At 71.6% G+C, this 22629-nt stretch carries 22 protein-coding genes; 13 read left to right on the forward strand and 9 right to left on the reverse strand.

Annotated features, from left to right (window positions below):
* Positions 1-19: 19 nt before the first annotated feature.
* Positions 20-826: a thioredoxin fold domain-containing protein gene (locus ACA089_RS09060; RefSeq protein WP_372015949.1), complete on the reverse strand. Its 807-nt coding sequence runs from the start codon at positions 824-826 to the stop codon at positions 20-22.
* Positions 827-1040: 214 nt separating this feature from the next.
* Positions 1041-2021, reverse strand: coding sequence for a site-specific tyrosine recombinase XerD (gene xerD / locus ACA089_RS09065; protein ID WP_372015951.1), 981 nt, complete (start codon positions 2019-2021; stop codon positions 1041-1043).
* 57 nt (positions 2022-2078) lie between these two features.
* Between xerD and ACA089_RS09070 the strand changes: the two genes are divergently transcribed.
* Positions 2079-2564: an RDD family protein gene (locus ACA089_RS09070; RefSeq protein WP_372015953.1), complete on the forward strand. Its 486-nt coding sequence runs from the start codon at positions 2079-2081 to the stop codon at positions 2562-2564.
* 6 nt (positions 2565-2570) lie between these two features.
* Here the strand turns inward: ACA089_RS09070 and lptG are convergent, their stop codons facing one another.
* Entirely contained in the window at positions 2571-3728 is a 1158-nt protein-coding gene (gene lptG, locus ACA089_RS09075) for an LPS export ABC transporter permease LptG (RefSeq protein ID WP_372017727.1), read from the reverse strand.
* The gene (gene lptF / locus ACA089_RS09080; RefSeq protein WP_372015956.1) at positions 3674-4759 is read right to left on the reverse strand and encodes an LPS export ABC transporter permease LptF; all 1086 of its coding nucleotides are present in this window, start codon (positions 4757-4759) and stop codon (positions 3674-3676) included. The genes lptG and lptF overlap by 55 nt, the downstream gene beginning before the upstream one ends.
* Positions 4760-4882: 123 nt before the next feature.
* On the opposite strand from lptF, the gene ACA089_RS09085 reads away from it, so the two are divergent.
* The 3 genes from ACA089_RS09085 to ACA089_RS09095 are packed head-to-tail and all read left to right on the forward strand — an operon-like array spanning position 4883 to position 9667.
* Entirely contained in the window at positions 4883-6367 is a 1485-nt protein-coding gene (locus ACA089_RS09085; protein WP_372015958.1) for a leucyl aminopeptidase, read from the forward strand.
* A 10-nt stretch (positions 6368-6377) separates the two neighbouring features.
* A complete protein-coding gene (locus ACA089_RS09090; protein ID WP_372015961.1) occupies positions 6378-6800 on the forward strand; it encodes a DNA polymerase III subunit chi in 423 nt (140 codons plus the stop codon).
* A 38-nt stretch (positions 6801-6838) separates the two neighbouring features.
* The gene (locus tag ACA089_RS09095) at positions 6839-9667 is read left to right on the forward strand and encodes a valine--tRNA ligase (RefSeq protein ID WP_372015964.1); all 2829 of its coding nucleotides are present in this window, start codon (positions 6839-6841) and stop codon (positions 9665-9667) included.
* Between the two features lie 6 nt (positions 9668-9673).
* Here the strand turns inward: ACA089_RS09095 and rimI are convergent, their stop codons facing one another.
* The 3 genes from rimI to pssA are packed head-to-tail and all read right to left on the reverse strand — an operon-like array spanning position 9674 to position 11360.
* Entirely contained in the window at positions 9674-10129 is a 456-nt protein-coding gene (rimI, locus tag ACA089_RS09100) for a ribosomal protein S18-alanine N-acetyltransferase (RefSeq protein ID WP_372017729.1), read from the reverse strand.
* 47 nt (positions 10130-10176) lie between these two features.
* The gene (locus tag ACA089_RS09105) at positions 10177-10587 is read right to left on the reverse strand and encodes an alanine acetyltransferase (RefSeq protein WP_372015967.1); all 411 of its coding nucleotides are present in this window, start codon (positions 10585-10587) and stop codon (positions 10177-10179) included.
* Complete coding sequence (gene pssA, locus ACA089_RS09110) at positions 10584-11360, reverse strand: CDP-diacylglycerol--serine O-phosphatidyltransferase (protein ID WP_372015970.1); 777 nt, start codon at positions 11358-11360, stop codon at positions 10584-10586. Before pssA ends, ACA089_RS09105 begins: the two co-directional genes overlap by 4 nt.
* A gap of 117 nt (positions 11361-11477) precedes the next feature.
* Here pssA and ACA089_RS09115 point away from each other — a divergent pair, with 117 nt between their 5' ends.
* The 3 genes from ACA089_RS09115 to ACA089_RS09125 all read left to right on the forward strand — a co-directional run bounded on the left by ACA089_RS09115 (position 11478) and on the right by ACA089_RS09125 (position 14385).
* Positions 11478-11864 carry a DUF4124 domain-containing protein gene (locus tag ACA089_RS09115; RefSeq protein WP_372015971.1) on the forward strand — a complete coding sequence of 129 codons (387 nt, stop codon included), beginning with the start codon at positions 11478-11480 and terminating at the stop codon, positions 11862-11864.
* 226 nt (positions 11865-12090) lie between these two features.
* Positions 12091-13788 (forward strand): proline--tRNA ligase, encoded by a 1698-nt coding sequence (locus tag ACA089_RS09120; protein ID WP_372015974.1) that lies wholly within the window; start codon positions 12091-12093, stop codon positions 13786-13788.
* Between the two features lie 165 nt (positions 13789-13953).
* Entirely contained in the window at positions 13954-14385 is a 432-nt protein-coding gene (locus ACA089_RS09125; protein ID WP_372015976.1) for an H-NS histone family protein, read from the forward strand.
* Positions 14386-14473: 88 nt separating this feature from the next.
* Here the strand turns inward: ACA089_RS09125 and ACA089_RS09130 are convergent, their stop codons facing one another.
* Positions 14474-15721 carry a threonine/serine exporter family protein gene (locus ACA089_RS09130; protein ID WP_372015979.1) on the reverse strand — a complete coding sequence of 416 codons (1248 nt, stop codon included), beginning with the start codon at positions 15719-15721 and terminating at the stop codon, positions 14474-14476.
* Positions 15722-15852: 131 nt separating this feature from the next.
* On the opposite strand from ACA089_RS09130, the gene ACA089_RS09135 reads away from it, so the two are divergent.
* The 4 genes from ACA089_RS09135 to ACA089_RS09150 are packed head-to-tail and all read left to right on the forward strand — an operon-like array spanning position 15853 to position 19353.
* Positions 15853-16971, forward strand: coding sequence for an ABC transporter permease (locus tag ACA089_RS09135; protein WP_372015982.1), 1119 nt, complete (start codon positions 15853-15855; stop codon positions 16969-16971).
* 1 nt (position 16972) lies between these two features.
* Positions 16973-17773: an ABC transporter ATP-binding protein gene (locus ACA089_RS09140; protein WP_372015985.1), complete on the forward strand. Its 801-nt coding sequence runs from the start codon at positions 16973-16975 to the stop codon at positions 17771-17773.
* 3 nt (positions 17774-17776) lie between these two features.
* Positions 17777-18703, forward strand: coding sequence for an MlaD family protein (locus ACA089_RS09145; protein ID WP_372015987.1), 927 nt, complete (start codon positions 17777-17779; stop codon positions 18701-18703).
* Complete coding sequence (locus tag ACA089_RS09150; RefSeq protein WP_372015990.1) at positions 18700-19353, forward strand: ABC-type transport auxiliary lipoprotein family protein; 654 nt, start codon at positions 18700-18702, stop codon at positions 19351-19353. The genes ACA089_RS09145 and ACA089_RS09150 overlap by 4 nt, the downstream gene beginning before the upstream one ends.
* A gap of 77 nt (positions 19354-19430) precedes the next feature.
* Here ACA089_RS09150 and ACA089_RS09155 read toward each other — a convergent pair whose 3' ends face one another.
* Complete coding sequence (locus ACA089_RS09155) at positions 19431-20021, reverse strand: alpha-ketoglutarate-dependent dioxygenase AlkB family protein (protein WP_372015993.1); 591 nt, start codon at positions 20019-20021, stop codon at positions 19431-19433.
* Positions 20022-20122: 101 nt separating this feature from the next.
* Here ACA089_RS09155 and ACA089_RS09160 point away from each other — a divergent pair, with 101 nt between their 5' ends.
* Together ACA089_RS09160 and ACA089_RS09165 are read left to right on the forward strand one after the other, a co-directional pair.
* Positions 20123-21760, forward strand: a complete 1638-nt coding sequence (locus ACA089_RS09160; protein WP_372015994.1) for an electron transfer flavoprotein-ubiquinone oxidoreductase — start codon at positions 20123-20125, stop codon at positions 21758-21760.
* Positions 21761-21792: 32 nt separating this feature from the next.
* Entirely contained in the window at positions 21793-22626 is an 834-nt protein-coding gene (locus ACA089_RS09165; protein WP_372015997.1) for a class I SAM-dependent methyltransferase, read from the forward strand.
* The last annotated feature ends 3 nt before the right edge of the window (positions 22627-22629 follow it).

The following is a 22629-nucleotide window of genomic DNA, read 5'->3' on the forward strand; positions in this document are numbered from 1 at the left end:
ACGGCGCCGGGTGGCCGCCTCAGGGCGCTCCTGCCGCGTCGCCGCCGCGTCCTTCCAGCGCGTCCAGCAGCTGCTGCGGCGGCACGTACCCGCCGAGCTGGGTGCCGTCGGCCGAGAACACCGCCGGCGTGCCGTTCACGCCCACCCGCTGGCCGACGTCGTACTGCATGGCCACCGGGCTGGTGCACTGCTTCTTCGGCACCGGCTGGCCGGCCTTGGCCTCGGACAGCGCGCGCTTGCGGTCGGTCGCGCACCAGACCGATTCCATGTCGCGGAAGTCCTTGCTGGCGGGGCCCATCCGCGGGAACGCGACGTACTCGACCGCGATCCCCAGCCGGTTGTAGTCGGCGATCTGCTGGTGCATGCGCCGGCAATACCCGCATTCGATGTCGGTGAACACGGTGATGGTGTGCCTGGTGTTCGGCGGCGCGAAGATGATGCGGTCCTGCTCGGGGATGCTGGCGAGCAGGTCGCGGCGGTGCGCCATCAGGCCCGCGCTGGATGCCGGCTTGCGCGCCTGAAGGTCGAACGGCTGCGACTGCATCAGGTAGCGGCCGTCGTCGGAGACGTAGAGCACCTGCCCGCCCAGCAGTACCTCGCGGAACCCCGGGAACGGCGCGGCGCCGATGTATTCCGGGGCCAGGTCGGGGGCGATGCCGCGCAGGGCCTGGCGCACGTTCGCGTCCGCGTTGCCGGCGGTCGCGGCGGCCGGCCTGGCAGGCGCGGGCGTGCCGGCCGGGGCCTTGCCCGGGGCGGGAGCGGTCGACTGGGCGCAGGCACTGAGGCTGATCGCACCGAGCAGGGCGGCGGCGAGGATTCGGGACATGGGCACGGGAAGATCCGGGGGAATGTCGCCGGATTCTGGCACAGAGCCACGTCGCCTCCCCGTGCCGCACGCCACGCCGGGCTGCGCGCGTTCACGTGGACCGGCCTCGCGGGTGCGCGCCCGCGGCCTGCGCGGGAAGAGCGCCGCCGCCGATCCGCGCCGTGGCGCGGCATGGCGCCTGGCCTCGCGCGACGAGCCCGGCGGCGGCGAAGCCTCACCCGCGGGGATGGTGGCGCGCGTGCAGCCGCTGCAGGTGTTCGCGCGCGACCAGGGTGTAGATCTGCGTGGTCGAAAGGCTGGCATGGCCGAGCAGCAGCTGCAGCGCCCGCAGGTCGGCGCCGCGGTTGAGCAGGTGGGTGGCGAAGCTGTGGCGCACGCCATGCGGGGTCACCACGCGCGGATCGACCCCGGCCGCCGCCGCGTAGCGCTTGAGCGACTGCCAGTAGGCCTGGCGGGTTGGCGCATGCCGCTGCGGGGTCAGGAACAGCGGCACCCCGCCGTGCGCATCGGCCGGCACCGGCTTGCCCCCGGCCAGCCGCGGGCGGGCCTCGCCGAGGTACCGCTCGAGCCAGTGCTGCGACTCCTCGCCCAACGGCACCAGCCGCTCCTTGCCACCCTTGCCCAGCACCCGGACCACGCCCTGGCGGAGGTTGACCGCGTTGGCCGGCAGGTTGACCAGCTCGCTCACGCGCAGGCCGGCGGCGTACATCAGTTCCAGCATCGCGCGGTCGCGCAGGCCCTCGGGCGAATCCACGTCCGGCGCGGCGAGCAGCGCGTCCACCTGCGACTCGGTCAGCGCCTTGGGCAGCGGCCGTGGCAGCCGCGGGGGGTCGATCAGCGCGGCCGGATCGTCCGCGCGGACGCCGGCGCGGACCAGGTAGGCGTAGAACGCCCTCAGGCTGGCGCGCAGCCGGGCATTGCTGCGTGGCTGGTAGCCGTGGCCGGCCCGCCAGCCCAGGTAAGCGAACAGGCCGGCGCGGTCGATCCGCAGCAGTCCCCCGCCCGCTCCGTCCCGCCACCGGGCCAGTTGCTCGAGGTCGCGCCGGTAGGCGGCCTGGGTCTGCCGGGCCAGGCCATGTTCGGCCCAGGCAGCCTCGATGAAGCGCGCGATCGCGCGGGCGTCGTCGTCCCGCAGCGGCGGCAGTGCGCGCGCGAGGCGGCGGCGATCGGCGATGCTGCGGGTCGTCTCGGGCATGGCGACAGGATAGCGGCGGCGGACCCGGGACCGGTCGCGCCGCTATGCTGTGCGCCGATGGAAGCCACCTCCCCCGACCCGCATCCCGCGCCGGCGACGCCGCGGCCCCTCGTCGGCTGGCGCCTGCTGGCGCTGTTCTACGATTTCTGGCCCGTGGCGGCGCTGTGGATGCTGACCTCGCTGCTGTTCAACATCGGCTACACGACCGTCGGCCACCACGCCGCGCGCGACAGCATCCCGCCGGGCGGGGTGCTCAGCAGCCTGCTGTTCGTCGCCTGCGTGCTGCTGACCGGGCTCTACGCCACCCTGAGCTGGCGGCGCGGCGGGCAAACCCTGGGCATGCGGCCCTGGCGGCTGCGGCTGGTCGCGGCCGGCGGCGGCGTACCCGGCTGGCGGGCGCTGTGGCTGCGCTACGCGGTGGGACTGCTGTCGCTGCTGCCCGCGGGGCTCGGGTTCTGGTGGGCTTGGTTCGACCGCGACCGCCTGGCCTGGCACGACCGTGCCAGCGGCACCCGCCTGCTGCGGGTGCCGAAGCGCGACTGAGCACGCTCAGCCGGACTTGCGCCGGAACAGCCACCAGGAGGTCGCCAGCATCACCACCGGCGGCAGCGCGTAGGCGATGCGGTAGTCGAAGCGGAATGCGCCGGCCAGGCGGCCGAACTGCATCTGCAGCAGCATGAAGCCCAGTGCGAACACGATGCCCAGGAACAGGCGCTTGCCCATGCCGCCGCTACGCAGGCTGCCGAACGCGAACGGCACCGCCGCCAGGCACAGCGCCAGCACGTTGAGCGGGTAGAACCAGCGGCTCCAGTAGATGTCCTCGAATTCGCGCGCGTCGAGGTTGTTGCGCGTGCGGTAGTCGATGCCGGCCCGGAGCTCCGAGGCCGACAGGTTGCGCGCGCGGGTCACCCCGGCGGCCAGCGCGTTCGGGTCCAGCTGCGAATCCCAGCGCTCCTCCGCCACCGCCTGCTCGGTGGCCGAGCCGGGGTTGAAGCCGAAGGTGATCCGGCGCACGTCGCGCAGGCTCCAGCCGCCGGCGTCGTGCCGGGCCACCGCCGCGCGCGTGAGCGAGTGCAGCCCGCCCTCCGCGTCGAGCCGGTACAGGCGCACGTCGCGCAGTTCGAGGGTGCGTTGCCCGTCGACGATCCGTTCCTCGCCATCGACCGCGTTGAGGAACGTGTCGCCTTCCCGCGCCCAGAGGCCCTGGTAGCGCGCCATCGCCACGTTGTTGGTCTTGGCGGCGAGCTTGAGCTGGTCGGCCTGCCGCTGGCCCCACGGCGCCAGGGTCTCGCCGTTGACCACCATCAGCGCGGTGAGCAGCGCCAGGGCGGTCGCGGCCGAGGCGCTGAGCCGCCGCCGCGACAGGCCCAGCGCGCGCAGCGCGGTCAGCTCGGAGGTCGCCGCGAGCTGGCCCAGGCCCATCAGCGAGCCGATGACCGCCGCGTACGGGAAGATGGTGTAGGCGCGGCGCGGCACCGTGTAGGCGACGAAGGCCAGCGCGGTGGGGAAGTCGTAGCTGCCCTTGCCGAGGTCGCCGACCTGGCCGGACAGCGCCATCACCACGTCGAAGCCCAGCAGCACCGTCCAGGTCAGCAGCACGGTGGCCAGCACCACCCGGCCGATGTAGATGTCGTGCAGGCGGGGGCGGAGGGTCACGTGGCCGCCCTCGCCGGACGGGCCAGCCGGCCATCGCGCAGGTACAGCCAGCTCGCCAGCGCCAGCAGCGGCAAGGTCAGCCACCACAGGCCGAGCAGGCCCGGCAGTTTGGCTTCGGCGAGCATCCGGGTGCCGATGAACATCAGGTTCACGCTGACCAGGTAGGCAAGGAAGCCCAGCATCAGCCGGCCGTAGCGCTGCTGGCGCGGCGAACTGCGGCCCAGCGGCACCGTCAGCAGGGCGAAGCCCAAGGCCAGCAGCGGCGGCGCCACGCGCCGGTGCAGCTCGGCGGTCGCCTCGGTCCGGGGGTCGCCCAGCAGGGCGGCGGTGGTGGCGAGCTCCGGCGCATCGCTGGCCTGGGTCTCGGTGCGGTCCGGCAGGGCCACGTCGTTGCTCGCGTAGCGCATCAGGCGGAAATCCAGGCCCGCGGCGGCCGGCCCCTCGACCCGGTGGCCCTCGCGCAGCTGCAGGTAGCGCTCACGCTCGCCTTCGAACTGGAGGGCGCCGTCGCGCGCGGTCATCACGTCCATGCGGCCGTCGCGGTCGCGGTACAGGAAGACGCCCTTCAGGCCGGCCCCGTCCTCGCTCATGCCGTCGATGTAGACGATGCCACCGTCGTTGGGCAGCGACGTGAAGCGGCCCGGCTCAAGACCGGCGACGATCAGGCTGCGGTTGGCCTGCTCGATCAGGCGCACGCCGGTGCGCTGCGCCCACGGGCCCAGCCACAGCGAGCACAGGCCCACGGCGGCCACGACCGGCACGGTCACCGCCAGCAGCGGCCGCAGCAGGCGCCGCGGCCCGACGCCGACCGCGTGGATGACCGCCATCTCCGAGTCCCGGTACAGCCGCACCACCGACAGCATCAGCCCGAGCATCAGCGCCAGCGGCAGGACCAGCGGCAGGTAGACCAGCAGCTGCAGGCCCAGCTGGGACAGCAGCAGCCGGGCCGGCAGCCCGCCGTCGGCGATCTCGCCGAGCACGTCCACCAGCACGCCCCCCAGGCTCACCGCCAGCAGGACGATCAGCGTCGCCAGGAAGCTCTGGACGAAATCGCCCATCAGGTATCGGTCGAGCTTCGGCATCAGGCGGGGCAGTCCTATAAAATCCCGGGTCGCTTGCGGAAACGCCGGGCGGGGCCGAAGCCCGCCGCCGGACGATCCGCGAATTCGCTCGATTGTAATTGACCTGCCCCGGGAATCTGATCAATGGCCCTGCAATTCACCCTGAACCGCGAGTCCGCCGCCGCGGCCGCCTTCGATTGCGTCGTGGTGGGCGCGTTCGCCGACAAGACGCTGACCCGCGCGGGCCAGGCCATCGACGAGGCCAGCGGCGGCCGCCTGCGCGCCCTGCTCGAGCGCGGCGACCTCAGCGGCCGCACCGGGCGCAGCCTGGTCCTGCACGACCTGCCCGGCGTGGCGGCACCGCGGGTGCTGGTGGTGGGCCTGGGCGAGGCGGCCAAGTTCGGCGTGCCGCAGTACCTCAAGGCGGTCGCCGACGCGGTCCGCGCGCTGAAGACCGGCCCGGTGGGCAAGGCGCTGTTCACCCTGGGCGAGGTGGCCGTGAGCGGCCGCGACACCGCCTGGGCGATCCGCCAGGCCGTGATCGCCGCCGACCACGCGGCCTACCGCTACACCGCCACCCTCGGCAAGAAGAAGGACGAGCCGGGCCTGCGCGAACTGGCGATCAGCGGCGAGGATGCCACCGCCCTGGCCCAGGGCGAGGCGATCGCCGCCGGCGTGGCCTTCACCCGCGAACTGGGGAACCTGCCGCCGAACATCTGTACCCCGGCCTATCTCGCCGAGCAGGCGCAGGCCTTCGCCTCCGCGCATGCCGGCGCGCAGGCCGAGATCCTCGACGAGCAGCAGATGGAAGCCCTGGGCATGGGCTCGCTGCTGGCCGTGGCCCGCGGCTCGGTCAACCGCCCGCGGCTGGTCGTGCTCAAGTGGTCCGGCGGCGGCGACGCCAGGCCCTACGTGCTGGTCGGCAAGGGCATCACCTTCGACACCGGTGGCGTCAACCTCAAGACCCAGGGCGGCATCGAGGAGATGAAGTACGACATGCTCGGCGCCGGCAGCGTGCTGGGTACGTTCGTGGCGGCGGTGAAGATGAAGCTGCCGCTGAACCTGGTGGTCATCGCCCCGGCGGTGGAGAACGCGATCGACGGCAACAGCTACCGGCCGTCCGACGTGCTCACCTCCATGTCCGGCAAGACCATCGAGGTCGGCAACACCGACGCCGAGGGCCGCCTGATCCTGTGCGACGCACTGACCTACGCGCAGCGCTTCGAGCCGCAGGCGCTGGTCGACGTGGCCACCCTGACCGGCGCCTGCATGGTCGCGCTGGGCAAGTTCGCCTCCGGCCTGATGAGCAAGCACGACGACCTGGCCAACGAGCTGCTGGCCGCCGGCGAGCACGTGTTCGACCGCGCCTGGCGCCTGCCGCTGTGGGACGAGTACCAGACCCTGCTGGAATCGACCTTCGCCGACGTCTACAACATCGGCGGCCGCTGGGGCGGCGCGATCACCGCCGGCTGCTTCCTGGCGCGCTTCGCCGAAGGCCAGCGCTGGGCGCACCTGGACATCGCCGGCTCGGCCAGCGACGAGGGCAAGCGCGGCATGGCCACCGGCCGCCCGGTCGGCCTGCTGAGCCAGTGGCTGCTCGACCGCGTCGCCGAAGGACGCGCCGCGTAAGCGGCACGCCATGCCCCGCGCCGACTTCTACCTGATCGCCAAGCCGCGCTTCGCCGAACAGCCGCTGCTGCTGGTCTGCGAGCTGGCGCGGCGCGCCTGCGACGCCAACCAGTTCACCCTGGTGCTGGCCCGCGACGCGGCCCAGGCCGAGGAGCTGGACGACCTGCTCTGGTCGTTCGACCCCGACGCCTACATCCCGCACCAGATCGCCGGCGACGAGGAGGACGAACTGACCCCCGTGCTGATCGTTCCGCCGGGGACCGACGCGCCGCCGCGGCCGCTGGTGATCAACCTGCGCGACGACGCCTGGAGCGCCGCCTGCGAGCGCGTGCTCGAGGTGGTACCGGCCGACCCGGCCGCGCGCGGCCCGCTGCGCGAGCGCTGGAAGCAGTACCAGGCGCTGGGCTACGACCTCAACAAGCACGACATGTGACCGCCGTCCGCGCCTGCGCGGACCCATGGAAAGACCCGATGACCACCCTGCCCCCCGGCTACGAACCCAAGTCCTTCGAATCGCGCCTGTACGCCGAATGGGAGGCCAGCGGCTGCTTCACTCCCAGCGGCCAGGGCGAGCCGTACTCGATCCTGCTGCCGCCGCCCAACGTCACCGGCACCCTGCACATGGGCCACGCCTTCCAGCACACGCTGATGGACGCGCTGGTCCGCTACCACCGCATGCGCGGCTTCGATGTCCTCTGGCAGATGGGCACCGACCACGCCGGCATCGCCACCGAGATGGTGGTCAGCCGCAACCTGGCGCTGGAAGGCAAGGGCGAGAGCCGCGATTCGCTGGGCCGCGAGGGCTTCATCTCCAAGGTCTGGGACTGGAAGGCGCAGTCCGGCGACATCATCGAGCGGCAGATGCGCCGGCTGGGCGCTTCGGGCGACTGGTCGCGCAGCACCTTCACCATGGACCCGCAGCCGTCGGCGGCGGTGGTCGAGGCGTTCGTGCGCTGGCACGAGCAGGGCCTGATCTACCGCGGCCAGAGGCTGGTCAACTGGGACCCGGTGCTGAAGACCGCGATCTCCGACCTGGAGGTGGAGAACGTGGAGGAAGACGGCTTCCTCTGGTCGATCCGCTATCCGCTGGCCGATGGCGCGTCCTACGAGCATGTCGAGCTGGACGCCGACGGCAACGAGCGGCTGCGCGAGATCCGCGACTACCTGGTCGTGGCGACCACCCGCCCGGAGACCATGCTCGGCGACACCGCCGCGATGGTCCATCCGGAAGATCCGCGCTATGCGTCGCTGGTCGGCAAGGACGTCGAGCTGCCGCTGGCCGGCCGCCGCATCCCGGTGATCGCCGACGACTACGTCGACCGCGCCTTCGGCACCGGCGTGGTCAAGGTAACCCCGGCGCACGACTTCAACGACTACCAGGTCGGCGTGCGGCATTCGCTGCCGATGATCAACCTGTTCACCCCGGTGGCCGCGCTCAACGACAACGCGCCGGAGAAATACAGGGGCCTGGACCGCTACGACGCGCGCAAGGCGGTGCTCGCCGACCTCGAGGAGCTGGGCCTGCTGGTCGAGACCAGGCCACACAAGCTGCAGGTGCCGCGCGGCGACCGTACCGGCCAGGTGATCGAGCCGTACCTGACCGACCAGTGGTTCGTGAAGATGGACCTGCTGGCGAAGCGCGGGCTGGAACTCGTGGAATCGGGCGACGTGAAGTTCGTCCCGCCGAACTGGATCAACACCTACCGCCACTGGATGGAGAACATCCAGGACTGGTGCATCTCGCGCCAGCTGTGGTGGGGCCATCGCATCCCCGCCTGGTTCGACGCCAGCGGCACCTGCTACGTCGGCCGCGACGAGGCCGAAGTGCGCGCCAAGCACGGCCTGGGCGCCGACGTGGCCCTCACCCAGGACAGCGACGTGCTGGAGACCTGGTTCTCCTCGCAGCTGTGGCCGTTCTCGACCCTGGGCTGGCCGGATGCGCAGGCAATGGCCGAGCGCGGCTTCGACCGCTACCTGCCCTCGTCGGTGCTGGTCACCGGCTTCGACATCATCTTCTTCTGGGTGGCGCGCATGATCATGGCTACCGACAGCTTCACCGGGAAGGTGCCGTTCCGCGACGTCTACATCACCGGTCTGATCCGCGACGCGCAGGGCCAGAAGATGTCGAAATCCAAGGGCAACGTCCTAGACCCGCTGGACATCATCGACGGCATCGCGCTGGAGGACCTGGTCGCCAAGCGCACCAGCGGGCTGATGCAGCCCAAGCTGGCCGAGAAGATCGAGAAGGCCACGCGCAAGGAATTCCCCGACGGCATCATCGCCCACGGCGCCGATGCGCTGCGCTTCACGATCGCCGCGCTGGCCGGCCACGGCCGCGACATCAAGTTCGACCTCGGCCGCGCCGAGGGCTACAAGAACTTCTGCAACAAGCTGTGGAACGCCAGCCGCTTCGTGCTGATGAACACCGAGGGCGCGCAGTTCTCGGGCGTGCCGCAGCCGAAGACCGACGCGGAGAAGTGGATCCTCGCCCGCCTGGCCGCGGTCGCCGCGCAGGCGCAGGAGCAGTTCGCCGCCTACCGCTTCGACCTGCTGGCGCAGGCGCTGTACGAGTTCGCCTGGAACGAGTTCTGCGACTGGTTCGTCGAACTGGCCAAGCCGGCCCTCAACGGCGACGACCGCGAGGCGGCGGCCAGCACCCGGCACACCCTGCTGTACGTGCTCGAAGCGCTGCTGCGCCTGCTGCACCCGCTGGTGCCGTTCGTCACCGAGGAACTGTGGCGGCAGGTCGCGCCGCGCGTGGGCATCGCCGGCGACTCGATCTCGCTGCAGCCGTATCCGTTGCCGGCCGACTTCGCCGGCCAGGACTACGCCCCCGCCGAAGCCGACATCGAGTGGCTCAAGGCGATGGTCTCGGCCCTGCGCCGCGTGCGCAGCGAGCTGGGCGTATCGCCCGGCAAGCAGGTGCGCCTGCTGCTGCAGGCCGGCGGCGGCAACGACCGCGCACGCATCGGCCGGTTCGATTCGCAGCTGCGCTTCCTGCTCCGGCTCGATGCGGTGGAATGGCTGGCCGCCGATGCCGACGCGCCGGCCGCCGCCGCCGCGATCGTGGGCGAACTGAAGCTGCTGGTGCCGCTCGAGGGCCTGGTCGACCTCGACGCCGAACGCGCACGCCTGGACAAGGAGATCGCGCGCGTGTCGGCCGAGAAGGACAAGAGCGAAGCCAAGCTGGCGAAGTTCACCGACAAGGTGCCCGCCGCGGTGGTCGAACAGGAGCGGCAGCGCCTGCTCGACTGGGGGGTGCAGCTCGAAGGCCTGCGCGGGCAGCGCGGGAAGCTCTAGCCCCGGTCAGAGCGGCGGCATGGTCTCGATGTCGCCGTCGACCAGCTCCAGCGCCATCACCAGTGCGTCCTCGCGGCCCTGCGCCGCGGGGTAGTAGCGCGGGCGCCGGCCGATCTCGTTGAAGCCCTCGCTGTGGTAGAGGGCGATGGCGGCGGGATTCGACGGCCGCACCTCGAGGAAGATCCGGTGCGCGCCGCGGTCGCGGGCCATCCGCATCAGCGCGCGCAGCAGGTGCCGGCCGAGCCCGCGCGACTGCCTTTCCGGCGAGGTGCACAGGTTGAGCAGGTGCGCCTCGTCGGCGGCGATGCTCATGACCCCGTAGCCCGCGGGGCGGTCCTCCTCCAGGGCGAGCAGGGCCGGGTAACCCGCCGCCAGGCAGTCGCGGAAGATGCCCCGCGTCCACGGGAACGGGTAGGCACGCTTCTCGATCGCCATGACCGCGTCCAGGTCGCCGTCGCGCATCGCGCGCAGGCGCCAGGACGGCACCAGGTCACGGTACGCGGCCACGCTCACGGCCGCCGCCTCATCGCGCGCAACTGCGGCCAGAAGGCGCGCTTGGCCGCGCCATCGCCGCGCAGGCGGTCCACCGGCCATTGCGCCATCGCCTCGCGCGCGGCGGGATCGGCGGGATCGAGGCCCGACGCCCGCAGCATCGCCAGCTGCAGGCGATCCGGCAGCCCGGCCGGCCGCCGCATGCCCGGCCGGGTCGCCGGTGGGGCATCGGATGACGGCCGCTCGGCCACGGAGGGCGCCACGGGCGCACGGCGCGGCCCCTCGTCGCGGGGAGGCACGGCCCGCGGCGGCGGCATGGGATCTTCCGCCGTTTCGACCGGCTCGCCGCCGCCCGGCCGCCACACCACGTGGCCCAGCGCCTGCAGCCAGCGCCGCTGCTGCGGACTCCAGGGCGAAAGCGCGCTCACGCCGGTTCCGAGGGCCGCCGACCGCGCTGCCACAGGACCAGCGCCGGTCCGGACAGCGCATAGAGGATGCCGACCGCGAGCAGCACGCGCGGCGGGTCGACCACGACCATCGCGATGACCACGGGGACCACCAGCAGCGCCGCGAACGGCACCCGGTCGGCGCGCGCCCCGCCCTCGCCGGTGCCCTTGAAGCTCCAGTAGCGGATCCGGCTGACCATCAGCAGGCCGGCGCAGAGGGTGACCGCCAGGGCGGCGTAGCGCAGTTCCTCGCCGCTCCAGCCCAGTTCCCCGTCGGCGAAGGCCCAGACGAAGGACATCATCAGCCCCGCCGCGGCCGGACTGGCCAGGCCCACGAACCAGCGCTTGTCGACCACCCCGACCTGGGTGTTGAACCGGGCCAGGCGCAGCGCCGCGCAGGCCGCGTAAAGGAAAGCCACCGCCCAGCCGACTCGGCCCAGGGTGCCGCCGTCGAACTTCAACGCCGACAGCGACCAGTGGTACATCACCAGCGCCGGGGCCAGGCCGAAGCTGACCAGGTCGGCCAGGGAGTCGTACTGGACCCCGAAGGCGCTGCTGGTGCCGGTCAGGCGGGCCACCCGCCCGTCGATGCCGTCCATGACCCCGGCCACGAACACGGCGATGGCCGCGGCGGTGAACTGGCTGTTGGCCGCGGCGATGATCGCGTAGAAGCCGGCGAACAGGCCGCAGGTCGTGAACAGGTTGGGCAGCAGGTAGATGCCGCGGGAGCGCGGCGGCGGGCGTTCGAGGTCCATGCCGCCAGTGTACGGGCCCGCCGGGCGGCTGCGAACCGTGACGGCGCGACTTGCCAGCACCGCGGCCGGGTGCTGGAATCGGCGCACGCCCCATCCCGACCCGCTGGAGACCCGCCGATGCGCACCCGTTCCCGGTCCTGCCTGCTGCTCCTGGCCGCCACCCTGTGCGCCAGCGCGTCGGCGACCAACGTCTACCAGTGGAAGGACGCCAAGGGCGTCACCCATTCCTCGGACAAGCCCCCGGCCGGCCAGCGCTACGACACCCGCCGCGTGGACAACCGCGGCCAGACCGTGGAGACCGCCGAACCGGAGGCCGCCGCGGCCGAGACCCCGCAGTGCGCGACCGCGCGCGGCAACCTGCAGCTGCTCGGCAGCGGCAGCGCCCTGCAGCAGGACACCGATGGCGACGGCAAGGCGGACAAGACCATGAGCGATGCCGAGCGCGCCCAGCACCGTGAGCTGGCCGAAGCCGCGGTCAAGGCCTACTGCCCGCCCGCCGGCTGACCGGCAAGCCAGATCCGGCACGGGTCGACCGGACCCGTCGCCACCCGCCCGGCCACCGTGGCCGGGCCCTCGGCACCGCCCCGGCTGCGCGCACGCTGTCGCGTGCAGGCCGCCGGCCGCCGCCGGCGGTTCGCACGCCTTGTCCTGGGCCGCGGGGGCCCCGCCCGAGGCAGGGCCGGCCCCGTACTGGCAGAATGTCGCGCTCCCCCGCCACGACCTGCCCGCGATGCGCCTGTCCCGCTTCCACCTGCACACCACCAAGGAAACCCCGGCCGACGCGGAACTGGTCAGCCACAAGCTGATGCTGCGCGCCGGCATGATCCGCAAGCTCGCCGCCGGCCTGTACACCTGGTCGCCGCTGGGACTGCGCGTGCTGCGCAAGGTCGAGGCCGTGGTCCGCCAGGAGATGGACCGCGCCGGCGCGATCGAGCTGCAGCTGCCGACGATCCAGCCGCGCGAGCTGTGGGAGGAGACCGGGCGCTGGGAGAAGTTCGGCGGCCAGCTGCTGAAGATCAGGGACCGCAAGGAAGCCGAATACTGCTTCAGCCCGACCGCGGAAGAGGCGATCACCGACTTCGCCCGCCAGGAGCTGGGCAGCTACAAGCAGCTGCCGGTCAACTTCTACCAGGTCCACACCAAGTTCCGGGACGAGATCCGCCCGCGCTTCGGGGTGATGCGCGCGCGCGAATTCCTGATGAAGGACGCCTACTCGTTCCACGTCACCGACGCCGACCTGGCGCGCGAATACGAGAACATGAAGGCCGCCTACACCCGGATCTTCACCCGGCTGGGCCTGCAGTTCCGCGCGGTCCAGGCCGATTCGGGCGCGATCGGCGGCGATGCCTCGCAGGAATTCCACGTGCTCGCCGAGTCCGGCGAGGACGCGCTGGCCTTCTCCACCGGCTCGGAGTACGCGGCCAATGTGGAGGCGGCCCAGGCCGCCGCGCCGGCACCGCGACCGGCGGCCGGCGAGGCCCTGCGCAAGGTCGACACCCCGTCCCAGAAGACCTGCGAGGACGTGGCCGCGCTGATGGGCATTCCCCTGCAGCGCACCGTGAAGTCGGTCGCCGTCGTGGGCGAGGACGGCTTCGTGCTGGCGCTGGTGCGCGGCGACCACATGGTCAACGAGATCAAGCTGGCCAAGGTCGCCGGCCTGGGCGACTACCGCGCCGCCACCGAAGCCGAGATCGCCGAACACCTGGGCAGCGAACCGGGCTTCCTGGGGCCGGTGGTGGCCGCCGGCCGGAAGATCCGCGTCGTCGCCGACCGCGAGGTCGCGGCGATGGCCGACTTCGTCGTCGGCGCCAACGAAGCCGGCTTCCACCTCGCCGGGGTGAACTGGGGCCGCGACCTGCCCGAGGCGGACGTGGTCGCCGACATCCGCAATGTCGTCGCCGGCGAGAAGGCGGCCGACGGCGGCGAAATCCGCCTGGCCCGCGGCATCGAGGTCGGCCACGTGTTCCAGCTCGGCCGCAAGTATTCCGAGGCGATGGGCTTCACCGTGCTCGACGACACCGGCAAGGCCACCGTGCCGGCGATGGGCTGCTACGGCATCGGCGTGTCGCGCATCGTCGCCGCCGCCATCGAGCAGAACCACGACGACGCCGGCATCGCCTGGCCGGCGCCGATGGCGCCGTGGACCGTGGCGGTGTGCGTGATCAATCCGAAGAAGGACGCGGCGGTCGACGCCGCCGCCGAATCCCTGCTGGCCGAACTGCAGGCCGCCGGACTGGACGCGGTGCTCGACGACCGCGGCCTGCGCCCCGGCGCGATGTTCGCCGACATCGAGCTGATCGGCATTCCGCACCGGGTGGTCGTGTCCGAGCGCGGCCTGGCCGCAGGCACCTTCGAATACCGCGCGCGCACCGCGGGCGAGGCCGAATCGTTCGATCGCGCGCAGCTGCTGGAGAAACTGCGCGGCTGAGCGCGCGCGCGTGGCGTTCCGCCGCATGGCCCGGTTATCGGAAGATAATCGGGCCATTGTTTTTCACGCGGCTTTCATTGCTGCGGGTCGGACGGCTCGATTATCCTGCTGGATAACTGTGTCCATGGACGGACATATTCCCCCGCTATGGAACCGGAGAATTCGATGTCGATCGACCTCAGCACGCTCTCGCCGCGCGAACTCGGCAACCTGATCACCACCGCGAAGAAGCGCCAGGCCGCGCTGGCCAAGCGCACGCCGGTCGCGCAGGTCCGCACCAAGCTCACCCGCCTGGCCAGGGCCGAGGGCTATACCATCGAGGAACTGTTCGGCGGCGGACCGGCCGCGACGCGCAAGCCAGCGGCGCCTGCCCGCCAGGGACGGAAGCTCGGCAAGGTCGCGCCGAAGTACCGCAATCCGGAGAATCCGAAGGAAACCTGGACCGGACGCGGCAAGCAGCCACGCTGGCTGGCCGCGTACACCGCCAAGGGACGCGATCTCGGCGAATTCGTGATTCCCGGCGCGGGCCGCCCGACCCCGACCAGGCCCAAGCCGGGCGCGAAGAAGCGCGTGGTCAAGAAGGCCGCGAAGAAGTGAACCAGGGACGCCGGCTTTCGCCGGCGTCTGCATATGGCGACCCCCGTGTCCGGGCCCGCGAGTGTGGGATTGGGGAGACCGGGCGGCGCTACAGGTTCTTGCGCGCCGGCATCAGCAGGTTGCCGAACAGCAGCCCGGCCACCAGCGCCATCACGATGTTGGTGACGCCCAGCAGGGCGCTCTGGCCCGCGTCCACGTCCTGCTGCTGGACCAGGGTCAACAGCCCGCGCAGGCTGGCGCTGCCGGGCACCAGCATGATGATGCCAGGCAGGCGGATCAGCGCACCGGGCCGCTGCGCCCAGCGGCCGAACGCGTTGCCCGCCGCGGTCAGGGTCAGCGCCGAGAGGAAGATGCCGGCCGGCCCGCCCCAGGCATGCCCGGCATTGATCGCGATCAGGTAGCCGGCGATCGCCGCCCCCATCACCCAGGGATAGTCGCGCTTGCGGGCCTTGAACAGGACGGCGAAGGCGAAGGCCGCCAGCACCATCGCCAGCCACTGCACCCAGTCCGGCTGCGGCCGCAGCGCACGCACCTGCGGCTGTACGCCGAGCACGTCCAGCAGCTCCACCGCGATGATCGCGCCGACCGTCAGCTTCATCACCGTGGTCAACGCGCCGGCGAAGCGCACCGTGCCAGAGACCCAGTGCTGGCTGGTCAGCTCGTTCATGGCATTGGTGATCGCCATACCCGGCAGCAGCACCACCAGCGAGGCGATCACCACCGAATTGAGGTTGAGCGGGCCGGCCAGGGCCGCCACCAGGGTGATGACGGTGCCGGCGATCAGCGCGGCCAGCGCATCGGACGCCTCCTTCAGCGCCGGGCGCGGGCTGGTGAACTGGTCCAGCAGGCCGATGAGCAGGCCGGTCACCGCCGCCGTGGCGATGTCCAGCCACGGCAGGCGCCACAGTCCCGCGACCGAAGCGGCGGCCAGCCCGAACGCCAGCACCTGCATGACCCGTGCGCGCCGCGTCGGCGCCCGGTCGAGCGTGCGCAGGGCGGTGTGGCCCTGGGCGATGCTCATCTGGCCCGAGGCCACGGCCTCGGCGATGCGGTCGGCTTCGCTGAGCTTGTGCAGGTCGTTCTCGCCCGGGGCCAGCCGGATCACGCGGGTGGCGTCGCTGCTGCCCAGCGGCTTGCCCGGGTCGTTGAAACTCAGGATCAGGCCGGTCGGGTTGGACCAGGCCTCGCATTCCAGGTCCAGCCGTTGCGAGAGGGCCGTGATGGTCGCCTCCAGCCGCTGCGCGGTGGTGCCATAGCGATGCAGCCGCGCCGCCATCTCGCAGACGAAGGCGATGCGTTGCGCATAGCTGGCGGTCGGGCGGGCGGTGGCATCCATCGGCCTAGTATCGCCGGTAAGCCGGCGCGCAGGTTCCGCGGCGGGCGGGCCGCACCGGGCCGGGCCGCGGCGGCGGGCAGCGACGGCACCTGCACGGCCCTTCCGGGTATGCTCGCCGCTCGGAACCGCCCATGATCGACGAGACCGTCTCTCCCCCCCGCTGGCAACAGGCACAGGACGGACCCGGCAGGATTTCCCTGTCCGGGCGCTGGACGCTTGCGCATGCGGTGGACATCTCCGAGCAGCTGCGCGCCATCCCCGAAGACGCCACCGTCGTGGACGCCTCGGGCATCGCCCGGCTGGACTCGGCCGGGGTGATGCAGCTGATGCGCTTCGCGCACCGCCGCGGGCTGGACAGCGAGCACCTGGTCTTCAGCGACCAGCACGCGGCCCTGGTGCAGGTGATCGAGGATGTGGCCGACGACCGCCCGCGGCGGCGGCGCGACTACGGCTTCGCCGCCGCGCTGGAGCGCCTGGGCCGCGCCACCCATATGGTGGTGCGCAACATCGTCGAGCTGGTCGGCTTCACCGGCGAAAACCTGGTCAAGCTGGTGCGCACCGCGCGCCAGCCGCGCCGCTTCCGCCTCACCGCCACGGTTTCGCACATGGAACAGGTCGGCCTGGACGCGGTGCCGCTGGTGGCGCTGCTGTCCTACCTGGTCGGCGCGGTGATCGCGTTCCTGGGCTCGACGATCCTGCGCGACTTCGGCGCCGAGATCTTCGTGGTCGAACTGGTCAGCATCGCCACCTTGCGCGAACTGGCCGTGCTCATGACCGCGATCGTGGTCGCCGGCCGCACCGCCAGCTCGTTCACCGCGCAGATCGGCGCGATGAAGGCGCGCGAGGAGATCGACGCGATCCGCACCCTGGGCCTGGACCCGGTCGACCTGCTGGTGATCCCGCGCCTGCTGGCGCTGCTGGTGACCCTGCCGCTGCTGACCTTCGTGGCGATGATGGCCGGCCTGGCCGGGGGCATCACCGTGGGCGCGTTCGACCTGGACATCCCCCCGCAGATGTACCTGGGGCGGATGCAGGAAACGATGGAGGTGCGGCACTTCCTGGTCGGCATGTCCAAGGCGCCGGTGTTCGCGATGATCATCGGCCTGATCGGCTGCCTGGAAGGCCTGCGCGTGGAAGGCACGGCGCAGTCGGTCGGCGAGCGCACGACGTCCAGCGTCGTGCAGACCATCTCGCTGGTGATCATCATCGACGCGCTGGCCGCGTTGTGGTTCATGCACATGGACTGGTGAGATGGCGCAGGCGGAAGCGGACAACGCGATCACGGTGCGCGGGCTGGCCAACCGCTTCGGCAGCCAGAACGTGCACGAGGGCCTGGACCTGGACGTCCGGCGCGGCGAGATCCTCGGCGTGGTCGGGGGCTCGGGCACCGGCAAGTCGGTGCTGATGCGCAGCATCCTCGGACTGCAGAAGCCCGCGGAGGGCAGCATCGAGGTGCTCGGCGCCGATGCGCTGTCGGGCGGGAGCGCCGACCGCCTGCACATCGAGCGCAACACCGGCGTGCTGTTCCAGGACGGCGCGCTGTTCTCCTCGCTGAGCGTGGGCGAGAACGTGCAGGTGCCGCTCAAGGAGCACCATCCGGACCTGCCCGAGAGCTGGCGCTACGAGCTGGCGCTGCTCAAGGTCAAGCTCGCCGGCCTGCCGGCCGACGCGATCGACAAGCTGCCCTCGCAGCTGTCCGGCGGCATGCGCAAGCGCGCCGGCCTGGCGCGCGCGCTGGCGCTGGACCCGCCCCTGCTGTTCCTGGACGAGCCGACCGCCGGCCTGGACCCGATCGGCGCGGCCGCGTTCGACCACCTGCTGCTGACCCTGCAGCGCGCGCTCGGCCTGACCGTGTTCCTGATCACACACGATCTCGACACCCTGTACGCTATCTGCGACCGCGTGGCCGTGCTCGCCGACCGCAAGGTGGTGGTCAACGCCCCCCTGGCGGAGGTCGAGCGCTTCGACCATCCGTGGGTGCAGGAATACTTCCACGGCCCGCGCGCCCGCGCCGCCCGCAATGCCAGTGCCACCGCGACGGAGGCGGACTGAACCATGGAAACCCGCGCCAACTACGTGCTGATCGGCGCCTTCACCCTGGTGGTGTCGATCGCGCTGCTGCTGTTCGGCCTGTGGGCCGCCAAGTACTCGTCCGAGCGCAGCTGGCAGCGCTACATGATCGTGTTCGACGAGGCGGTGACCGGCCTGTCGGTCGGCAGCCCGGTCCAGTACAACGGCATATCGGTCGGCTCGATCGAGAAGCTGTCGCTGGACCCGCAGGACCCGCGGCGGGTGGTGGCCATCATCCGCGCCGACGCGACCACGCCGGTGAAGTCCGACACGCGCGCCAAGATGGCGATCACCAGCCTGACCGGCCCGTCGATCATCCAGCTCTCCGGCGGCACGCCCGGCGCGCCGCTGCTGACCGCGGTCGACCAGCGCGAGACGCCGGTGATCCAGACCAGCCCCTCGGCGCTGCAGAACATCACCGACACCGCCAGCCGGATCGTCGAGCGCCTGGACCAGGTGCTCAGCGACGACAACGTGGCGCACGTGGCCCGCACGCTCGAGAACATCGAGCGGATCAGCGGCAGCATGGCCAGCCAGGACCAGGGCATGGAGGCGCTGCTGGTCAGCGCGCGCGACGCGGCGCGCAGCCTGGACGTAACCCTCCAGAACACCAACGCCACGGTCCAGCGCGTGGACCAGAACCTGGTGCGCGAGCTGCCGGGCCTGATCGAGAAGCTCGACTCGACCCTGGCGCGGCTGGACTCGGCCGCCGGGAATGCCGATGGCATCCTCAGCGAGAACCGCGCGGCCATCAACAGCTTCGCCAACGAGGGCCTGGCCCAGCTGGGCCCCACCCTGACCGAACTGCGCGGGCTGATCCGCGACCTGCGCCAGATCAGCGACCGGCTCGAGAACAATCCCTCGCGCTACCTGCTCGGGCGCGACGCACCGAAGGAGTACGACCCGCAATGAAGCACCGTGCGCCCTCCCGTCCGCTGCGCGCGTTCGCGTCGCTGGCCCTGCTGTTCGCGCTCGGCGGATGCTCGCTGCTCGGCGGCGGCAAGCGCGAGCCGGTCACGATCTACTCGCCGCAGGTGGCGGTCCAGCCCGATCCGTCGTGGCCACGGGCCGACTGGCAGCTGTCCATCGCCAAGCCCACCGCCGCGCGCCTCGTCGACAGCCCGCGCATCGCGGTCCGCCCGGCGCCGGGCGAACTGCAGGTGTACCGCGGCTCGTCCTGGGCGCAGCCGCCGACCGACATGATCGAGGCCAGCGTCCTGCGGGTGCTCGAGGACTCCGGGAAGATCGCCGGGGTGGGCCGCCTGGCGACCGGCATGCGCTCGGACTACCGCCTCGCGCTGGACGTGCGCCGCTTCGAGTCCGACTACCGCGGCGGCGCGCTGCCGCTGGCGACGATCGAGATCAGCGCGACCCTGCTCAACAACCGCGACCAGCGCATCGTCGCCCGGCAGACCTTCCTGCGCGAGGAGCCGTCGCCCTCCACCGACGTGGGCACGGTCACCGAGGCGTTCGGTCGCGCGCTGGGCTCCATCTCGGTCGAGATCGCCGGCTGGGCGCTGGTCAACGGCCAGGGCGACGTGCAGGCGCATCCGGCCCGCTGACGGCAGGGACCAGCCACCCGCCCCGGCGCGTCGCCGCCGTGGCGGAACGCCTCGGCGGTCGCCACCCGCGCATGCGGTCAGCGCGGCCGGATCCGGCGGTAGGTCAGGTTGATCCGTTCGTCCACGGGACGCGAGGTGCGCGGCAGCGCGTGCTTCCAGTGGGCCTGGGTCGGGCCCGACATCAGCAGCAGGCTGCCGGGCTCCAGGTCCAGCGCCAGCCGCCGTGCCGGATCGCGGCGATGGCGCAGCAGGAAGCGGCGGGTCGCGCCGAGGCTGACCGAGGCGATCACCGGCGCCGGCCCCAGCTCGGGTTCGTCGTCGCTGTGCCAGCCCATCGCGTCGCTGCCGCCCCGGTAGCGGTTGGCCAGCACGCTGTTGGACTCCAGCTCCAGCTCGTCCCGCAGCCGGTCGCGCAGCGCGGCCAGGGCCGGAGGCCAGGGCCGCGGCTGGAACACGCTGCCCGAGTAGCGATAGCTCGCGTCCGGATCGCCGATCCAGCAGCTCAGGCGCGGCGACGCCAGCTCGCGCCCGAACATGCGGATCCGGTGCACTTCCCATGGGACCTCGCGCAGCAGCGCCTGCATCAGCGCGGCGGCCGCAGCGGGCGCGAGCCAGCCCCTTGCCAGGCGTACCTGCGCGTCCGGCAGGTCGAAATCGGTCCATTCCATGCCCCCCACGCTAGCAGCGGCCTGACCGGGCCGCATTTGCCCCGCCCGCGCCGAACCCCGAAAATGTCCGCCAGCCATCGCAAGCCAGCCGGAGCCGGGGAATGACGCAGCACGAAGCCAGCACGATTGCCGCCGATGTCGAGCGCGACGTGATGGAGTACGACGTCGTCACCGTCGGCGCCGGGCCGGCGGGCCTGGCCTTCGCGATCCGCCTCAAGCAGCTGGACCCGGCGATCTCGGTCTGCGTGATCGAGAAGGCCAGCACGGTCGGCGCGCACATCCTGTCCGGCGCGGTGATCGAGCCCGGGCCGCTGGACGCGCTGCTGCCGGGCTGGCGCGACAACCCGCCGCCGGTGTGCGTGCCGGCCGGCGAGGACGAGTTCTGGTTCCTGACGCAGGACGGCGGGCGCAGGTCGCCGATCGTGCCGCCGGGCATGCGCAACCACGGCAACTTCATCGTCAGCCTCGGCGCGATGTGCGCGTGGCTGGCGCCGCAGGCCGAGGCGCTGGGCGTGGAGATCTACGCCGGCTTCGCCGCCGCCGAGACCCTGCACGCCGACGACGGCACCGTGCTGGGCGTGCGCATCGGCGACATGGGCGTGGCCCGCGACGGTTCGCACAAGCCCGGCTACACCGCCGGCATCGACATCCGGGCCAAGGTCACCGTGCTGGCCGAAGGCGCGCGCGGCCACCTCACCAAGCGCCTGGTCAAGCGCTTCGGGCTGGATGCCGACAGCGATCCGCAGAGCTATTCGATCGGGATCAAGGAACTGTGGCAGGTGCCGGAAGGCCGGGTCGTACCCGGACGGATCGTGCATACGCTGGGCTGGCCGGCCGACAACGCCACCTACGGTGGCAGCTTCCTGTACCACCTGGAGAACAACCAGGTCGCGCTGGGCTATGTCAGCGGGCTGGACTATGCCGACCCGCAGTACAGGCCGTGGGAAGCCTTCCAGCAATGGAAGAACCACCCGCTGATCAAGCCGCTGCTGGAGGGTGGCAGCATCCTCTCCGCCGGCGCGCGCGCGATCGTCACCGGGGGGTACCAGGCGCTGCCCAGGGTCGAGATGCCCGGCGCCCTGCTGGTCGGCGACACCGCCGGCCTGCTCAACGTGCCCAAGATCAAGGGCACCCACCAGGCGATCCGCAGCGGCATGCTCGCCGCCGAGCACCTGGCCGGGAACGGCCTGCAGCCCGCGGGCTTCGACGCGAAGCTGCGCGATTCCGAGGCGATGGCCGAGCTGAAGCGGGTGCGCAACATCAAGCCCGGTTTCAAGCGGGGCCTGTGGTTCGGCCTGGCCAACGCCGCGTGGGAAACCGCGGTCGGTGGCGCTTCGCCATGGACGCTGGGGGGCAAGGCCGACTGGTGCTCGCTGGACAGGGTGGCCGAGCACGAGTCGCCCAGGCGCGACTACGTCGACCGCACCCTGGCCCCGCGCGACCGCCTGCAGGGCGTGTACTACGCCGCCACCGAACACGACGAAGACCAGCCGGTGCACCTGAAGGTCGCCGACACCTCGATCTGCGTGGAGCGCTGCACGGTCGAGTACGCGAATCCGTGCACCCGCTTCTGCCCGGCCGGCGTCTACGAGATGGTCGAGGACGACGCTGGCCGACGCCTGCAGATCAACGCGGCCAACTGCGTGCACTGCAAGACCTGCGACATCAAGGACCCGTACGAGATCATCACCTGGGTGACGCCGGAGGGTGGTTCGGGGCCGAACTACCAGAACCTGTAGCGCCGCACCCGGCGGCAAGGAGCTGACACGTCATGCGCATCCAGGACATCAGTTCCAACCTGCAGCCGGATGCGGACGGCATCTACGTAACGCCTGGATCCACGGCGAAGGTCTCCTACGCCAGCCACGGACACGCCGAGTGCTTCGGGGTCGAAGATGCTTCGTTCTGGTTTCGGCATCGCAGCGAATGCATCTCCGCGATGGTGAAGTGCCATCCGCATCCGGGCGGAACCTTCCTGGACCTCGGGGGTGGGAATGGCTATGTCGCGCAGCGCCTCGAGGCGGACGGGCACGACGTGCTCCTGGTGGAGCCGGGCCCCGAAGGCGCGAGGAACGCCCGCATGCGCCGCCACCTGCCGCACGTCGCGTGCGCCCGCATGGAGGATTGCCAGTTCAAGGATGGCAGCTTCGGTGCCATCGGCATGTTCGATGTGATCGAACACATCCAGGACGATCGCGGGTTCCTCGTGGGGATCGCACCACTGCTTGCGCACGGAGGCAAGCTCTATCTCTCCGTGCCGTGCCACGACTGGCTGTGGTCGCAGGCAGACGTCACCGCCGGCCATTTCCGGCGCCACACCACCGCGAGCATGGTCTCGCTGCTGGACGGCCTGTTCCGGATCGACTACCTCAGCTTCATCTTCTTGCCGCTGGTCCTGCCGCAACTGTTGCTGCGGGCCCTGCCGTACAGGCTGGGCCTGGGGCGCGACGGCCTGCTCCCGCCGGAGGTGGAGCATGGCAAGCGAGGCAACGGGATGGCCATCGACCTCCTGGACAGGATCCTCGCGATCGAAACACGACGGATCCGCCGGGGCGGTCGGATTCCCTTCGGCGCCAGTTGCCTGGTGAGCGCCTCGGCTGCCTGACCG

This window comes from Pseudoxanthomonas fibrivorans, from assembly GCF_041464125.1.
Taxonomy (GTDB): domain Bacteria; phylum Pseudomonadota; class Gammaproteobacteria; order Xanthomonadales; family Xanthomonadaceae; genus Pseudoxanthomonas.

Excerpts from the sequence above, each read along its gene's own strand:
- ACA089_RS09165 (WP_372015997.1), top strand. The coding sequence starts at position 21,793 with ATGCGCATCCAGGACATCAGTTCCAACCTGCAGCCGGATGCGGACGGC.
- lptF (WP_372015956.1), bottom strand. The coding sequence starts at position 4,759 with ATGCCGAAGCTCGACCGATACCTGATGGGCGATTTCGTCCAGAGCTTC.
- ACA089_RS09140 (WP_372015985.1), top strand. The coding sequence starts at position 16,973 with ATGGCGCAGGCGGAAGCGGACAACGCGATCACGGTGCGCGGGCTGGCC.
- rimI (WP_372017729.1), bottom strand. The coding sequence starts at position 10,129 with ATGCGCGACGGCGACCTGGACGCGGTCATGGCGATCGAGAAGCGTGCC.
- ACA089_RS09135 (WP_372015982.1), top strand. The coding sequence starts at position 15,853 with ATGATCGACGAGACCGTCTCTCCCCCCCGCTGGCAACAGGCACAGGAC.
- ACA089_RS09150 (WP_372015990.1), top strand. The coding sequence starts at position 18,700 with ATGAAGCACCGTGCGCCCTCCCGTCCGCTGCGCGCGTTCGCGTCGCTG.
- ACA089_RS09070 (WP_372015953.1), top strand. The coding sequence starts at position 2,079 with ATGGAAGCCACCTCCCCCGACCCGCATCCCGCGCCGGCGACGCCGCGG.
- ACA089_RS09145 (WP_372015987.1), top strand. The coding sequence starts at position 17,777 with ATGGAAACCCGCGCCAACTACGTGCTGATCGGCGCCTTCACCCTGGTG.
- ACA089_RS09095 (WP_372015964.1), top strand. The coding sequence starts at position 6,839 with ATGACCACCCTGCCCCCCGGCTACGAACCCAAGTCCTTCGAATCGCGC.
- ACA089_RS09155 (WP_372015993.1), bottom strand. The coding sequence starts at position 20,021 with ATGGAATGGACCGATTTCGACCTGCCGGACGCGCAGGTACGCCTGGCA.
- pssA (WP_372015970.1), bottom strand. The coding sequence starts at position 11,360 with ATGGACCTCGAACGCCCGCCGCCGCGCTCCCGCGGCATCTACCTGCTG.
- xerD (WP_372015951.1), bottom strand. The coding sequence starts at position 2,021 with ATGCCCGAGACGACCCGCAGCATCGCCGATCGCCGCCGCCTCGCGCGC.
- ACA089_RS09090 (WP_372015961.1), top strand. The coding sequence starts at position 6,378 with ATGCCCCGCGCCGACTTCTACCTGATCGCCAAGCCGCGCTTCGCCGAA.
- ACA089_RS09160 (WP_372015994.1), top strand. The coding sequence starts at position 20,123 with ATGACGCAGCACGAAGCCAGCACGATTGCCGCCGATGTCGAGCGCGAC.
- ACA089_RS09085 (WP_372015958.1), top strand. The coding sequence starts at position 4,883 with ATGGCCCTGCAATTCACCCTGAACCGCGAGTCCGCCGCCGCGGCCGCC.
- ACA089_RS09115 (WP_372015971.1), top strand. The coding sequence starts at position 11,478 with ATGCGCACCCGTTCCCGGTCCTGCCTGCTGCTCCTGGCCGCCACCCTG.
- ACA089_RS09060 (WP_372015949.1), bottom strand. The coding sequence starts at position 826 with ATGTCCCGAATCCTCGCCGCCGCCCTGCTCGGTGCGATCAGCCTCAGT.
- ACA089_RS09130 (WP_372015979.1), bottom strand. The coding sequence starts at position 15,721 with ATGGATGCCACCGCCCGCCCGACCGCCAGCTATGCGCAACGCATCGCC.
- ACA089_RS09120 (WP_372015974.1), top strand. The coding sequence starts at position 12,091 with ATGCGCCTGTCCCGCTTCCACCTGCACACCACCAAGGAAACCCCGGCC.
- ACA089_RS09125 (WP_372015976.1), top strand. The coding sequence starts at position 13,954 with ATGTCGATCGACCTCAGCACGCTCTCGCCGCGCGAACTCGGCAACCTG.